The 14,414-nt window shown below is 71.2% G+C and carries 14 protein-coding genes; 7 read left to right on the forward strand and 7 right to left on the reverse strand.

From position 1 onward, the window contains the following. Positions 1-115 precede the first annotated feature (115 nt). A complete protein-coding gene (locus tag ABFY07_RS25480; protein WP_346176715.1) occupies positions 116-1,219 on the forward strand; it encodes a BRO-N domain-containing protein in 1,104 nt (367 codons plus the stop codon). A gap of 78 nt (positions 1,220-1,297) precedes the next feature. Here the strand turns inward: ABFY07_RS25480 and thiC are convergent, their stop codons facing one another. Beyond that, positions 1,298-3,058 (reverse strand): phosphomethylpyrimidine synthase ThiC, encoded by a 1,761-nt coding sequence (gene thiC, locus ABFY07_RS25485; protein WP_346176716.1) that lies wholly within the window; start codon positions 3,056-3,058, stop codon positions 1,298-1,300. 205 nt (positions 3,059-3,263) lie between these two features. On the opposite strand from thiC, the gene ABFY07_RS25490 reads away from it, so the two are divergent. Further along, positions 3,264-4,733: a YibE/F family protein gene (locus tag ABFY07_RS25490; protein WP_346176717.1), complete on the forward strand. Its 1,470-nt coding sequence runs from the start codon at positions 3,264-3,266 to the stop codon at positions 4,731-4,733. Between the two features lie 57 nt (positions 4,734-4,790). On the opposite strand, the gene ABFY07_RS25495 is transcribed toward ABFY07_RS25490, so the two are convergent. The 3 genes from ABFY07_RS25495 to ABFY07_RS25505 form a co-directional block, all read right to left on the reverse strand. Further along, the gene (locus tag ABFY07_RS25495; RefSeq protein WP_043487236.1) at positions 4,791-5,228 is read right to left on the reverse strand and encodes an SsgA family sporulation/cell division regulator; all 438 of its coding nucleotides are present in this window, start codon (positions 5,226-5,228) and stop codon (positions 4,791-4,793) included. A 645-nt stretch (positions 5,229-5,873) separates the two neighbouring features. Then, entirely contained in the window at positions 5,874-6,074 is a 201-nt protein-coding gene (locus ABFY07_RS25500) for a DUF5326 family protein (RefSeq protein WP_346176718.1), read from the reverse strand. Positions 6,075-6,240: 166 nt separating this feature from the next. Then, complete coding sequence (locus ABFY07_RS25505; RefSeq protein ID WP_065961899.1) at positions 6,241-6,558, reverse strand: cupin domain-containing protein; 318 nt, start codon at positions 6,556-6,558, stop codon at positions 6,241-6,243. Positions 6,559-6,624: 66 nt separating this feature from the next. Here ABFY07_RS25505 and ABFY07_RS25510 point away from each other — a divergent pair, with 66 nt between their 5' ends. From ABFY07_RS25510 to ABFY07_RS25530, 5 genes are all read left to right on the forward strand, one after another. Continuing rightward, a complete protein-coding gene (locus tag ABFY07_RS25510; protein ID WP_346176719.1) occupies positions 6,625-7,005 on the forward strand; it encodes a phage holin family protein in 381 nt (126 codons plus the stop codon). A gap of 24 nt (positions 7,006-7,029) precedes the next feature. After that, entirely contained in the window at positions 7,030-7,599 is a 570-nt protein-coding gene (locus tag ABFY07_RS25515) for a low molecular weight protein-tyrosine-phosphatase (RefSeq protein WP_346176720.1), read from the forward strand. Further along, a complete protein-coding gene (locus ABFY07_RS25520) occupies positions 7,596-8,831 on the forward strand; it encodes a cystathionine gamma-lyase (RefSeq protein WP_346176721.1) in 1,236 nt (411 codons plus the stop codon). The genes ABFY07_RS25515 and ABFY07_RS25520 overlap by 4 nt, the downstream gene beginning before the upstream one ends. Positions 8,832-9,049: 218 nt before the next feature. Next, on the forward strand, positions 9,050-9,946 hold the full coding sequence (locus ABFY07_RS25525) for a LysR family transcriptional regulator (protein WP_065961905.1): 897 nt from the start codon (positions 9,050-9,052) through the stop codon (positions 9,944-9,946). Positions 9,947-9,987: 41 nt separating this feature from the next. Further along, positions 9,988-10,473, forward strand: coding sequence for an NUDIX domain-containing protein (locus ABFY07_RS25530; protein WP_346176722.1), 486 nt, complete (start codon positions 9,988-9,990; stop codon positions 10,471-10,473). 186 nt (positions 10,474-10,659) lie between these two features. Here the strand turns inward: ABFY07_RS25530 and ABFY07_RS25535 are convergent, their stop codons facing one another. From ABFY07_RS25535 to ABFY07_RS25545, 3 genes are all read right to left on the reverse strand, one after another. Then, positions 10,660-11,556 (reverse strand): pyridoxamine 5'-phosphate oxidase family protein, encoded by an 897-nt coding sequence (locus ABFY07_RS25535; RefSeq protein WP_346176755.1) that lies wholly within the window; start codon positions 11,554-11,556, stop codon positions 10,660-10,662. 292 nt (positions 11,557-11,848) lie between these two features. Beyond that, positions 11,849-13,372 carry a globin domain-containing protein gene (locus ABFY07_RS25540; protein ID WP_346176723.1) on the reverse strand — a complete coding sequence of 508 codons (1,524 nt, stop codon included), beginning with the start codon at positions 13,370-13,372 and terminating at the stop codon, positions 11,849-11,851. Positions 13,373-13,704: 332 nt separating this feature from the next. Next, a complete protein-coding gene (locus ABFY07_RS25545; protein ID WP_346176724.1) occupies positions 13,705-14,337 on the reverse strand; it encodes an HAD family hydrolase in 633 nt (210 codons plus the stop codon). Between the last annotated feature and the right edge of the window lie 77 nt (positions 14,338-14,414).

Here is a 14,414-nt window from a genome sequence, read left to right on the forward strand (position 1 = left end):
GTGATCACGACACCAGCGGAATGCCTCACTCCCCACCTTTTGAGCGAACTCGCCCCCAATCGTGGGACCTTCCGGCGCTGAGGTGCATAACGTCCGTGGCGGAGGTGATGCTCTGATGAGCACACAGAACACCCCGCCGAACCCGGCGGGCAAGCAGGACGCGATCGACATCAACGACTTCGTCTACGCGGCGACCGGAGCCCGCGTACGGCGACTCACGACGCCGGACGGGACCCACTGGTTCCCGGCGGTGGATGTGGCGCGCCACCTCGGCTATGCAAACACGCGGCAAGCCGTGAACTTCCACGTCGCCGACGAGTACTGCAAACCTCTCCGAGACATTGCACAAGGCGTCTGTGGAGTGGACACCTTGCGCATTCCTGCAGGCCAGGGGCTGCAGAAGTCGATGAGTCTGGTGAACCTCCAGGGTTTGATCCAGCTTGTCAACGGCTCCACAAAGCCCGAGGCACGGCCTTTCAAGCGATGGGTCGCGGAGGTGGTGCTGGCCGTCCAGAGCACCGGCTCTTACTCGCTCGAGAAGGCCGAAGTACAGCCCACGGCCCCGGACGCCCCCACCGCCTACGCCATGCCCAAGGAGGTCGCCGACGCCATCGTCCGGCTCGAGGAGCACAACCTGAGCATGGACGCGCAGATGCTCGCCATGCAGCGCGAGGCCCAGGAGTTGCGGCGCGAGAGCGCCGAGCTGATGCGGCAGTCCGTGGAGGCCCAGAAGGAGGTCGCCGAAGCCCACAAAGAGGTCGCCGAGGCACAGAAGGAGATCGCCAAGACGCAGCGGGAGGCCCTCGAAGCACAGCGGGAAGCGCAGCGCGAGGCGGAGCGCGTTCAGCGTGAGATCGTCGAGGCGATCCGCGAGTCCACCGCCGTCCAGCGGGAGTCGTTCACCGCCGGGCCCGACAGCATCCGACGCCACTGGCGGGACCTCCCCGAGCCGCCCCAGGTGGTGACTCCGGCCTCGGTGATCGACGAGTGGCGCGAGAACAACCTCGTGGTCACGGCCGACATCTGGGCCGTGGCGGTGTACATCCTGCCCGCGATCATCGCCCAGGGCGAATGCCTGTACCCGCTGAGCACCATCGCGTCCAACACCGGCCTCACCGAGCACCGCGTGCATGACGCCCTGCGCATGCTGCAGAAGCGCGGCTGCATCCGGCAGAGCGGGGTGACGCCGGACGGCGCGCCGGTGTACGGCCTGAAATAGCACGACCGCACCACAGCACGAGGGCCCGAAGTCGCAATCCGTAGTTGCGGCTTCGGGCCCGACGCACATTACCGTCGCTCAGTCCGCGATCGGTAGATAAACGCGATTTCCCGCCGCCGCGAACTCTTTCGACTTCTCCGCCATCCCGGCCTCCACCTCGGCCGCGCCCAGCGCGCCCCCGTGCTCGCGCCGGATGTCCTGGCTGATCTTCATGGAGCAGAACTTCGGCCCGCACATGGAGCAGAAGTGCGCCGTCTTCGCCGGTTCCGCCGGGAGCGTCTCGTCGTGGAAGGAGCGGGCCGTCTCCGGGTCGAGGGCCAGGTTGAACTGGTCCTCCCAGCGGAATTCGAAGCGGGCGTCGGACAGGGCGTCGTCCCACTCCTGGGCGCCGGGGTGGCCCTTGGCGAGATCGGCCGCGTGGGCGGCGATCTTGTAGGTGATGACGCCGGTCTTGACGTCGTCGCGGTCCGGCAGGCCCAGGTGCTCCTTGGGGGTGACGTAGCAGAGCATCGCCGTGCCCCACCAGGCGATCATCGCCGCGCCGATGCCCGAGGTGATGTGGTCGTAGGCGGGGGCGATGTCGGTGGTGAGGGGGCCGAGGGTGTAGAAGGGGGCCTCCTCGCAGATCTCCTGCTGGAGGTCGACGTTCTCCTTGATCTTGTGCATCGGGACATGGCCCGGGCCCTCGATCATCGTCTGGACGTTGTGCCGCTTGGCGATCCGGTTGAGCTCGCCGAGCGTGCGCAACTCCGCGAACTGCGCCTCGTCGTTGGCGTCGGCGATGGATCCGGGGCGCAGTCCGTCGCCGAGCGAGTAGGTGACGTCGTACGCGGCGAGGATCTCACAGAGCTCCTCGAAATGGGTGTAGAGGAAGGACTCCTTGTGGTGGGCCAGGCACCACGCCGCCATGATGGAGCCGCCGCGCGAGACGATGCCGGTCTTGCGGCGGGCGGTCAGCGGTACGTACGGCAGCCGTACGCCCGCGTGGACCGTCATGTAGTCGACGCCCTGCTCGGCCTGTTCGATGACGGTGTCCTTGTAGATCTCCCAGGTCAGCTCCTCGGCCTTGCCGTCGACCTTCTCCAGGGCCTGGTACAGCGGCACCGTGCCGATGGGGACGGGGGAGTTGCGCAGCACCCACTCGCGGGTGGTGTGGATGTTGCGGCCGGTGGAGAGGTCCATGACCGTGTCGGCGCCCCAGCGGGTGGCCCAGGTCATCTTCTCGACCTCTTCCTCGATGGAGGAGGTGACGGCGGAGTTGCCGATGTTGGCGTTGACCTTCACCAGGAATCGCTTGCCGATGATCATCGGCTCGATCTCCGGGTGGTTGACGTTGGCCGGCAGGACCGCGCGGCCGGCCGCGATCTCCTCCCGGACCACCTCGGGGGAGACGTTCTCGCGGAGCGCCACGAACTCCATCTCCGCGGTGATCTCGCCCCGGCGGGCGTACGCGAGCTGGGTCACGGCGGCGCCGTCCCGGCCCCGGCGGGGCTGGCGCGGGCGGCCGGGGAAGACCGCGTCGAGGTTGCGCAGCCCGCCGCGCGGCGCGGTGTGCTTGATGCCGTCGTCCTCGGGGCGGACGGGGCGGCCCGCGTACTCCTCGGTGTCGCCGCGGGCGAGGATCCAGTTCTGCCGCAGCGGTGCGAGCCCGCGGCGGACATCTGTCTCGATCTGGGGGTCGGTGTACGGGCCGGAGGTGTCGTACAGCGTCACGTCCTGGCCGTTGGTGAGGTGCACTCGGCGGACCGGGACCCGGAGGTCCGGACGGGAGCCGGTGACATATCCCTTATGCCAGCCGAACTCACGGTTTTCGGGCGTGCGTGCATCCTGCAGAGTCATTGAGACCCACTCCCTACGCCGGCATTACCCGGTAACAGGTTCAGCGGTCGGCGCAGCATGGGGCCCGGGGCCATCCCCGGGCCGACACAATCAGCGCCCTCTCAGCCCGGTGCTCCGAGCTCCCGCGATTGCAAAGGTGTCACCCACGCTAGCGGTTCTCCGGCGGCGCTGAACAGAGGGCCCTCGCTCTTGCGATGATCTGACGGTGACCTCGACCCCGCAGCGGCACCAGCACCCCGAGCCCGGCCACGACCCCGGGCACGGTCCCGGCCCCGAGCACGGCCAACCGCAAAGCGCCGCCGCACAGGGCCACTCGCACGGCCATTCACACGGCCACGCCCACGGCCATTCACATGACCATTCGCACGGCCACGGCCCGGCGACGCCGGTCTCCGCCCATCTGCGCAAGGTCATCGCGGCGGTCCTGATCCCCTTCGCCGCCGCCGTGGTCGCCGGGCTGATCGTGCTGTGGCCGGGGGGCACGCCCGATCACAAGGCGCATGAGCGCACCGGGCTCGGCTTCGACCAGCAGACGGTGGCCGGGCGGGTGGTGAAGGTCGAGGAGGTCGACTGCGCCGATGTCAACGCCCAGCCGCAGCAGCCCATCGAGCCGGGGCAGGACGCCGCGAACCAGCAGAGCGCGGCCGGCGGGCCCGGCTCCGGGGAGAAGTCGATCTGCGAGAAGGCGACCATCGAGGTCACCTCCGGCAAGGACAAAGGGCGCAGGTTTGAGGAAATCGTGCAGCCGAACGCCTCCCGCAAGTTCTCCGCCGGGCAGAAGCTGAAGCTGGCGTACGCGCCCAAGGCGCCGAAGAACCTGCAGTACTCCGTCTCCGACGTCGACCGGGCCATGCCGATGGCGCTGCTCGCCGGGCTGTTCGCGCTCGCGGTCGTGGTCGTCGGGCGGCTGCGCGGCGTCTTCGCGCTGGTGGCGTTGGCGGTCAGCTTCGGGGTGCTGACGCTGTTCATCCTCCCGGCGATACTGCAGGGCTCCAACCCGCTGGTGGTCGCGGTGATCGGGGGCAGCGCGATCATGCTCATCGCGCTGTACATGTGCCACGGGCTGACGGCCCGTACGTCCGTCGCCGTGCTCGGGACGCTCGTCTCGCTGTTGCTGATCGGCCTGTTGGGCTCGCTGTTCATCGGCTGGGCGAGCCTGACCGGCAACACCGACGACCAGACGGGGCTGGTCCACGGCCTCTATCCGGACATCGAGATCCGCGGTCTGCTGCTGGCCGGGGTGATCATCGGATCTCTGGGGGTGCTGGACGACGTGACCGTCACCCAGACCTCCGCGGTGTGGGAACTCAGGGCGGCCGACCCCACGGCGGGCCGGCGCGCACTGTACGCGGCCGCGATGCGCATCGGGCGGGACCATATCGCGTCCGTCGTGAACACCCTGGTGCTCGCGTACGCGGGCGCCTCGCTGCCGCTGCTGCTCCTGTTCTCGATCGCGGACAGCGGCGTGGGGACGGTGGCGACGAGCGAGCTCGTCGCGGAGGAGATCGTAAGGACCCTCGTGGGCAGCATCGGACTCATCGCCTCGGTGCCGGTGACCACCGCGCTTGCCACGCTGGTGGTCTGCGCTGACCGCGCGCCCGAGGGCGGCGCGGAGCAGGGGGGTCGCACGAGCCGGAGCGGACGCGGCCGGCGCCGCCGGGCGCGCGGGCGCTGAACCCCGGAGGCGAATGAGCGCCGGAGGCGAATAAGCCCTGGCCAAAGGGGGTGCCCGCTAGCCGGCGTAACGGTCCTCCGCGAGGATCCGGTCCAGCTCCGCGTCCAGGTCGCCGACCGGATCGCAGGCCGCCTGCTCCTGCCCGAACGGAACCACCCGGTCCGTACGGTCCAGAAAGGCGACCAACGGGGCGGCGCCGGCGCGGAACAGCGCCCGTTCGGCGCCCACCTGGAGCCTGATGAAGACGTCCGAAAGCCCCTCCGGTGAGGCGGGAGCGATCCGCACATCGCCCTCGCCGGAAGGTTTGCTCAGCCCGTCAAGCAGCAACTCCCGGGCGAAGGCCCAGCTCACGGGCGCGTCTCCGGGCAGGTGGAAGGTGATCTCGACTGCGTACGGGTCGCTGCTGTCGTAGGACAGCTCGACCGGGATCCGGAAGGAGAGGTCCTGGGAGACCAGGAAGGTCATCGTCACTTCTGCCTGGACTGTGTCGCGCATGTCACGCATCGTTCGCCGCCCCGAGTTGTTTGCGAATGGCCAGGTTTGAACGCCCTGGCCTCTTGGCGCCATGGTCCGCCTACCTCCAGCGGGCCAAAAGAAGCGAATTTTTGGATATGGACAGGGATCGAGAGGGAGCTGATGTCTCGGCCGACTCTGGAGCGTAGCGACTCGACTGCGGGGCGGAGTCGGTTTGCCTCATGTGGGGGGCTGGAAATGGCCAGAGTTGCCGCGCCGTCCGCGCGGCGGCGATCGAGGGGGCCGGCGCGGGCGGGCGGATCCGCTCGCCGGGCCGGGTGGGGCGGCGCCGGGCTATGACGTGGGAGTTCGGAGCCGGTTCACCGGCCGCGGCCAAGTTCGCTTTCGTCAACAGGCACCCCCGGGGTGTGTTGCGAGGCAGACGCCGGAACGGGAGACGTCGAGGCCTCGAACTCTAACCGGAACGGTGCCGTCAAGTTGAGGTTTGGAACGCGCCTATCCCCCGCGCGGCGTACCCGCGGCGCCGAGTCACCGGTCGCCGCGGGACGAGGAGCGGGGCGGAGGGCGGGGAGAGGAGCGGGGCGGGGGGCGGACCGGGAGCGGGCCGGGAGCGGCGCCGCATCGGACTGGTTCGGACCGGTTCGAACTGGTCCGGACCGACTCAATCTAGGACGACGAGCTGAACTTCCGTACGAGGTAGATCAGACCGCCGACGAGCGCCACCAACAGCAGGGCCTTGAACACCAGACCGATCACGATGCCGACCACGTGGAGGATCAGGCCGCCGAACACGGCCAGCACCAGGAGCGGCACCGCGACCCATGTCACCCACCACGGCAGGCCCTGGAATATGTCCTTCGTCGCCACTTCGGTCCCTGCTTTCCTCGCTGAGCCAGTCGGTCCGGCCGGTCGCCGGCTTTGACGCCGGCCGGTGTCCCCCGCCTTCGATGCTAGGGCGGCCGCCAAGCGGATACAGGGCTCGTGTCCCCCGTCCTCCCCTGACCGAACCCCTACGGGACGCGGGCCGGGGGTATCAGCTCTCAGGGGGAGAGAAGACGACCATGACCCGCAGGTCCTCGGTGATGTGGTGGAACTTGTGGGCCGTCCCGGCCGGCACGTACACCACGCTGCCGCGCGCCACCTGCGTGGTCTCCATCCCCACCGTGATCGACGCCCGCCCGCTGAGCACCAGATACACCTCGTCCTGGCGATGTGGCTGCTGCGGGTCGCTCTGGCCCGCGTCCAGCGCGTACAGCCCGACGGACATGTTGCGCTCGCGCAGAAACTGCAGATACGCGCCGTCGTTCGCGGCCCGCTCCGCCTCCAGCTCATCCAGCCGGAACGCCTTCATTCGCCCCTCCACCCCTCGGTCGCCGGCCCTGCCCAGCGCGGGGCCTGTTCTGCGACGATCTCAACCATGAAGAATTTTCTCGTCAAGACGATCGCCAACGCGGGTGCCCTCTGGGTGGCCGTCTGGCTGCTGAAGGACATCACGCTGACCGGCGAGAGCGCCGGGCGCAAGGCGATCACGCTCATCCTCGTGGCGCTCGTGTTCGGCCTGGTGAACGCCGTGGTCAAGCCAGTGGTCAAACTGCTGGCCTTTCCTCTCTTCATTCTCACCCTCGGGCTGATCACCCTGGTGATCAACGCCCTGATGCTGCTGCTGACCTCCTGGCTGGCCGGCAAACTCGACCTGGCGTTCCATGTGGAGGGCTTCGGCACGGCCGTCATAGGCGCGTTGATCGTTTCCATCGTGTCCTGGGCCCTGCACGTCGTCCTGCCCGACGACAAGGACTGACCGCCGTCGAGGATGATGGGACGCATGAGAGCCCCGTCGCCCTACCGCGTCTGTTTCGTCTGCACCGGCAACATATGCCGCTCGCCGATGGCCGAATCCGTCTTCCGCGCCCACGCCGAGGAAGCCGGGCTGGACGGTCTGGTCGAGGTGGACAGCGCGGGCACCGGCCCCTGGCACGAGGGCGAGGGGGCCGACCGCCGCGCCGCCGCGGTCCTGGCGGACCACGGCTATGAGCAGCGTCACATCGCGCGGCAGTTCCAGGTCGAGTGGTTCTCCGCCCTCGACCTGGTGATCGCCCTCGACAGCGGCCATCTGCACGAGCTGCGCGCCCTCGCGCCGACGCCCGGGGACGCCGCGAAGGTGCGGCTGCTGCGCAGCTACGACCCGGACGCCGACCCGGACACCCTCGGCGGGCTGGACGTGCCCGATCCGTACTTCGGCGGGACCGAGGAGTTCGAGGCGTGCCTGGAAATGATCGAGGCGGCGAGCGAGGGGCTGCTGGACGCGGTGGGTGCGGCACTCGACGCCCGGAAGACCCCGGCGGCCCCCGCCGCCGCCCCCGCCGCTCCCGCCGCCCCGAGGGAGAACGCATGACCGGCGAGCACAAGCCCCACGACCGTACGACCGGCGACCGTACGACCGGTGACGGCACGCGGGCGGTCCGGGCCGGGCTGCCCGAGCCCGAGGCGTACGCGCCGGCCCTGCCGGGCCCGGCCTTCGCCGCCCATTACCACCTGCCGGACGGCGCCGACCTGCTCCAGGGCCCGTACACCTACGGCCGGGACGCCAACCCCACCTGGACCGGGCTCGAGCGGGCGATCAGCGAGCTGGAGTCGCCGGAGGCCGACGCCGAGACGGTGGTCTTCGCCTCCGGCATGGGCGCGATCTCCGCCGTGCTGCTGTCCCAGCTGGGACAGGGCGACGCGGCCGTGCTGCCGTCCGACGGCTACCAACTCCTGGCCCCGCTGGGCGAGCGGCTGAGGGGGTACGGCATCGAGGTGCGCACCGCGCCCACCGGCGGCGACGCCCAACTGCCCCTCCTGGACGGCGCGCCGGCCGCCGACGGCGGCGAGCCCCGGCCGGCCAAGCTGCTGTGGATCGAGTCCCCGGCCAACCCGGGCCTGGACGTGTGCGACATCCGCCGCCTGGCCGACGCCGCCCACGCGCGGGGCGCGCTGGTCGCCGTGGACAACACCCTGGCCACCCCGCTCGGCCAGCGCCCCCTGGACCTCGGCGCGGACTTCTCCGTGGCCAGCGGCACCAAGGCGCTCACCGGCCACGGCGACGTCCTGCTCGGCTATGTCACCTGCCGCGATCCGCGCCTGGCCGCCTCCGTGCGCGCCTGGCGCAAGATGGCCGGCGGGATCCCCGGCCCGATGGAGGCGTGGCTCGCCCACCGCTCCCTGGCCACCCTCCAGCTGCGCGTGGACCGCCAGGCCGCGACCGCGCTCGCCCTGGCCGAGGCGCTGCGCGACCGCCCCGAGGTCACCGGGCTGCGCCACCCCGGGCTGCCGACCGACCCCGCGCACCGCCTCGCGGCGGCCCAGATGCGCGGTGGGCGCTTCGGCTGTGTGGTCTCCTTCGTCCTCCCCGGCCAGGAGCACGCCGAGCGCTTTCTGGCCGCGCTGCGCCTGGTCGACGACGCGACCAGCTTCGGCGGCGTACGGTCCACGGCCGAGCGGCGCGGCCGGTGGGGCGGCGACGCCGTGCCGGACGGCTTCATCCGCTTCTCGGTGGGCGCCGAGGACCCCCAGGACCTGATCGCGGATGTGCTGCGGGCGCTCGACGAGGCGCGCGCCCCGGCGCGTGGCGCGACGGGCGGCTGAGGCGGCCGATCACGCGCCCCCCACGGGATCAGGCCATGCCGGGCGGGCGTCTCAAGCCTCCCCCCTCGTGGCTTGAGACGCCCCGGTTCCCTCGTGGAGAACCGCCTGAACAAGGCTAGTTGACTCAGCGTCAGTGTCCAATCACAGTAGCGACATGGACCTATCGGCATATTTATAGTTGGCCTGCGGCAGGGGTGCGTCGAGCGGAGGGGAACCGCATGGATCTGGCCCTCTTACGCACCTTTGTCACGGTTCACCGAGCCGGGTCCTTCACCCGCGCCGCCGCCCTCCTCGGGCTCTCCCAGCCCGCCGTCACCGGCCAGATCCGCACCCTCGAGCGCCAGCTCGGCCGCCCCCTGTTCCTGCGCACCGCGCGCGGGGTCGTCCCCACCACCGTCGGCGAAGAACTCGCCCACAAGGCCGCGCCCCACCTCGACGCGCTGCTCGAGATCACCGAGGCCGGGCTCGACGACAGCTCGGCCAACCGCACCCTCCACCTCGCGGGCCCCCCGGAGTTCACCGCGCTGCGCGTCCTGCCCGCCCTCGCCCCGCTGATCAACCAGGGGCTCGCGGTGCGGTGCTCGTTCGGCGGCCCCGAGGAGCTGTTCGAGGGGCTGGCCGCCGGCCACCACGACCTGGCCGTCGCCACCGCCCGGCCGCGCGGCCGGCTGCTGGCCGCGGTCCCGCTCTGCGACGAGGAGCACGTGCTGGTCGCCGCCCCGCGCTGGGCCGCCCGGCTCGGCGGCCCCGCGGTGTTACAGGTCAAGGGCGTGGGCGCGCTGGAGCGGCTGCCGGTCGTCGAGGTCCACGAGACCCTGCCGCTGATCACCCGCTACTGGTCGGCCGTCTTCGACACCCCGCCGATCACCGCCGGCACGGTCATCGCCCCGGATCTGCGGGCGGTCCTCACCTGCGTCGCGGAGGGCGTCGGGCTCGGCGTGCTGCCGCGCTATCTGTGCATGGACGCGCTGGACGCGGGCCGGGTCGTCGCCCTGCTCAACCCGCCGGTGCCCCCGCTGCGCACCTACTTCCTGGTGACCCGGACGGGCGCGCTGGCCCTGCCGCACATCGCGCGGGCGCACGAGTGGCTGCTGCGCTCCGCTGTTGACTGGTGAGACGGGGTTTCACCGGGCGACACATGCGGCAGATGTCCACCATGACCGAACGACCAGTGGTCAAGCGCACCGCCCGTGCCATCCTGCTCGACGGTGACACCGAGCCCCGGCTCGTCCTGATCAAGCGGACCAAGCCCGGCGAGGCGCCGTACTGGATCACGCCGGGCGGTGGCGTGGAGCCCGAGGACGCCACGGTCGTCGACGCGCTGCACCGCGAGGTCGACGAGGAGCTCGGCGCCAAGGTGACGGACGTGGTGCCCGCCTTCGTCGACACCGTTCCGCATCCCGACGCGCACTCGCCCGGCGTGAAGGTGCAGCACTTCTTCGTGTGCCGCCTCGGGTCCATGGACCTGTCGCGGCGCCACGGCCCCGAGGTGGACGACCCCTGCGGGGAGTACGAGGTGGTGCGGGTGCCGTTCACCCGGGAGGGGATCGCCTCGGTGGAGGTGGTGCCGCCGTCGCTGCGCGCGTATCTCGACGCGAATGTCGAGGGCGTGCTGGCGCTGCTCGCCGACGACCTCGGCTGATCCCGCCGCCGCCCTCGCCCGATCCCGCCGCCGGCCACCACTGGCGCCCCGTCGCCGGCCTCGGCTGATCCCGCCGCCGCCCTCGCCCGATCCCGTCGCCGGCCACCACTGGCGCCCCGTCGCCGCCCGCTGCTGGACCAGAAGCCGGCCACCACCGGCCCTGGGCCCGCCCGCTACCGGAGTCCGCTACCGGAACCAGCCGCTGAACGGCTGCCCGGCTCCTTCCGGCGCCCGCTCCCGCGCCCTGGCCAGCACGCGCTCGGCCTCCCGCTGCCACTCCTCGGGGCGCGGGGGGACCGGGCCCAGGGCCGGTGCGTCGTCCTGGTCCTGCTCCCGGACGGCCACCGGGGTGCGCCGGCCCTCGCGCACATCGGCGGCCGCGCCGAAGAAGTCGCCGCCCTTGCGCTTGACGTCGTCCGTGCCCCAGTCGCGGTCCCGGTCGGCGGGAGCGCCGTTCACGCTGCCGTTCCCGTCACCGTCCCCCGCCCCGCTCCCGGCCCCGGTTCCCGCGTCGGTCCTCGTGCCCGCGTCGGCCCTGGTCCCCGCGTCGGTGCCGGTGCCGGGGGCGCCCGCCGGGGCGGCGTGCCGCCGCTGGTTGGGCACCTTCTGCAGGTGCGGGATGTGCTTGGCGCAGTGGATGTACGCCTCCTCGACCGTCACCTCCACCCACACCACGGCCCGCCGCCCCGGCACCGGGTCCACCGGCAGGTCGGGGTGCGCGGCGCGCATCTCGGCGTCCGCCACCACTCGCGCCCGGCCGTTGATGTGCAGGCCGATCCGGTCGCGCATGAAGTCGATCAGGAGAATCCCGAGGTGGGGGTTCTCCTCGATGTTCCCGAGGCTGGCCAGGACGCCGTTGCCCCGGTATTCGGGGTAGGCCAGGGTCTTGTCGTCGAACACCCGCAGGAATCCGGGGGGCCCGGCCCGGAAGGTGCTGTCGCACTCGCCGTGCCGGTCGGAGGTCGCCAGGAAGAACATCTCCTGCCGGCCCACGAACTCCCGCATCCGGTCGTTGAGCCGGTCCAGCACCTGCTCGTCGTAGAAGCGCTCGGCGCGGTGGACCGTGCCCAGGCGCCGCTGCAGCGCGTGCTCGCCGTCGCTGCCCGGACGCCTGATGGCGTCCAGCTCGTCCATCGGGGCGCCGGCCGGCGCGGTCAGTGCCGTCGCCGCTCTCACCGTCGTCGCCCTCTCCTCCGTCGCCCGCTCCGCCGTCGCCCGCTCGTGCTCGACGTCGTCCACGCTCACTCGTCCCTCATCCCGCGATCGCCCGAGTCAGTGAAGTACTGCTCTCCCGGCCCCCCAGTTCCCCTTCTCCTCAGCTCTGCGTCCCGGCCCCCCGCCGTGTCGCAGTCCGTTCCGCTCGCTCGTCGCCGCGTCAGTCCCCGGCCGTGACCAGCTCCTCGATGGCGTCGTGACGTATGCGGTGGGACGGGATCCCGATGCCTCTGAGGGTGTCCACGCCGCTGCGGATCATCCCGGGCGGCCCGGACAGGTAGGCGTCGTACGAGTTCCACGGGCCGTACTGGCGGACGGCGTCCGGAAGCCGGCCGCTGAGCCCGTTCGTCGGGCCGTCGGAGACGACCGGGCGGACCGAGAGCCAGTGGTGGGTCTGGGCCAGCCGCAGCATGGTGTCGATGTCGTAGAGGTCGTGGTCGCTGCGGGCGCCGTAGAAGACCTCGACCGGCCGGTTGCGGCCGTGCTCGGCGACGTCCTCGACAAGGGCCTTGATCGGCGCGATGCCGGTGCCGCCGCCCAGGCAGAGCAGTCCGTTGTCGGTGGAGTGGTCGACCGTCATCTTGCCGGTCGGAGGGCCGAGGCGGATCACGTCACCGGGCCGGGCGCGGTGCACCAGCGCCGAGGACACCCAGCCCGCCGGCACCGCCTTGACGTGGAAGGACAGCAACCCGTCCGCGCGGGGCGCCGAGGCGAAGGAGTAGTGCCGCCACACCCGTGGCCACCAGGGCGTCTCCAGGGAGGTGTACTGGCCCGCGCGGAAGGGGTACGGCTGGTCGGGGCGGACGGTGACCACGGCGATGTCCGGGGTGCGCAGCTCATGGCCGACGACCTCGGCCTGCCACCACGCGGGCGCGCGCAGCTCGTCCTCGGCGGCGGCGTCGATCATGATCTGCGAGATGGTGGTGTACGCGCGGACCCAGGCGCCCTCGGTCTCATCGCTCCAGGTTCCGGTGGCGTAGCGGGTGAGGGCGCCGATCAGGCACTCGCCGACGGCCGGGTAGTGCTCCGGCTGGGTGCCGTACTTGCGGTGGCCGCGGCCGAGCCCGGAGAGGTACTCGGTGAGGATGTCCAGGTCGTCCACCAGCTTGGCCGCGGTCAGCAGGGCGCGGAAGAGCCGGTCGCGCTGGGAGTCCATCGCGGCGGGGAACAGCGGCCGCAGATAGGGGTGCTGGACGAAGAGCAGCGCGTAGAAGTACGAGGTGACCTTGTCCGCGATGGGCTCGATCTCGGCCATCGTGCGGCGGATGAGGACCGCGTCGAGGGAGGCGGTCCGGTCGTCGGAGAACAGGCCCGCCGACCCGTCGGAGAACAGGCCGGCCGGCCGTACGTCCTGCGCGCCGGGCGTCTCGGTCGGGCGCTGGTGCTCCTCGCCCTCCCGCGCGGGCGGGTTCCCGGCGGGCGGCGCCCCGGCTCCGGGGGAGGGCGGTTCGGACTGCCCGGGCCGCGCCGGGGTCGGGAGACGGCGCTCGGCGCCCGTGCCGACCGGCCGTATCGGGTTCACCGGGCGGCTGGGCGCGCTCCGGTCGGCTTCCTGCTCCGGGCCCTGGGGCGCGTCCTCGTCCCGCTTCCTGCTCGGGGTGAACCAGCCCCAGTCGCCACTGCTTCCGCCGGTGCCGCCGGTGCCGTCGTTGCCGGCCGACGACGTGGTGGTCGGAGCGTCCATGGTTGCCTCGCCTCGAACGTCTTTCTGTCGGTCTTCGCACTTCCGAAGCCGGAATGTGCCCGCAATTCCCCGCTCTGTGCCCCTGGTTCATGTGAGATTGGTCCGGATGGCCCGCCCCGTACTTCTCACGGGCAGCATGCCATGCTCGTTCGCCGCGCAGCACACATAACCGGAACTCCAGGTAACGGCACCCGTGTTCCGTTAGGCTGGATTGCCCCGATGTAAGCCCCGCGGCAGGCGCCGCGCCGGACCCGGGACCCGACCCTACCCGGCCCCGATGAATTCACAAGCCCCAAGTCCAGCGGTTCCGTTACACCCAGGAACCAGCGTAATTACCGGTAGTTACCAGCCAATTCGTAGGCCTCCCGCAGATCGCGCCCGGTATAGCCGCAGGATGCGATTTCGCTCACATGGTGGTCGGCGTTGATCGCGACCGAGAACGGCACCACGGCGAACAGCTCGGCGTCCGACATGGAATCGCCGTAAGCGACACAGTCCGCCCTGCTCAGCCCGAACTTCGCGCACAGTTCATCGGCGATACGCACCTTCGCCGCCGGGGTGAGGATGCCCTCCGGATCCAGCGGCTCGCGGAACGGCACGGCCGGCCACCGCGACCCGTGCGCGGCGTGGGCTCCCCATTCCAGCAGCCGCTCCACGAAGAACCCCGGGGAGAGCGAAATCACCGCGCAGCGCTCGCCGCGCGCCGCGATGTCCGCCCACACCTCGCGGATCCCCACCAGCCAGGGCGCCCCCTCGAACGCCGCCGCAACATGCCGCTCCGTCAACTCCCCCCACAGCGCACAGGCCCGCTCCGCGAACTGCGCGGTCGTCAGCCGCCCGTACGCGAACGCGCGCTCCAGCGCGTCGATCTCGCGCTCCACCCCGAGCTGACGGGATATCTCGACGGCCGCGGCCGACCCGTGGATGAGCGTCCCGTCCAGGTCGAACAGATGCAGTCTGGTCATGGAAGCCGAGCCTAAGCCGTGACAAGGAGTGCGACAGGGGGCCGGGGGAGCGGCGGGCGTACGGCGGGAGTACCCGC

Origin of the sequence: Streptomyces sparsogenes subsp. cuspidosporus (genome assembly GCF_039532705.1) — a bacterium.
Taxonomy (GTDB): domain Bacteria; phylum Actinomycetota; class Actinomycetes; order Streptomycetales; family Streptomycetaceae; genus Streptomyces; species Streptomyces sparsogenes.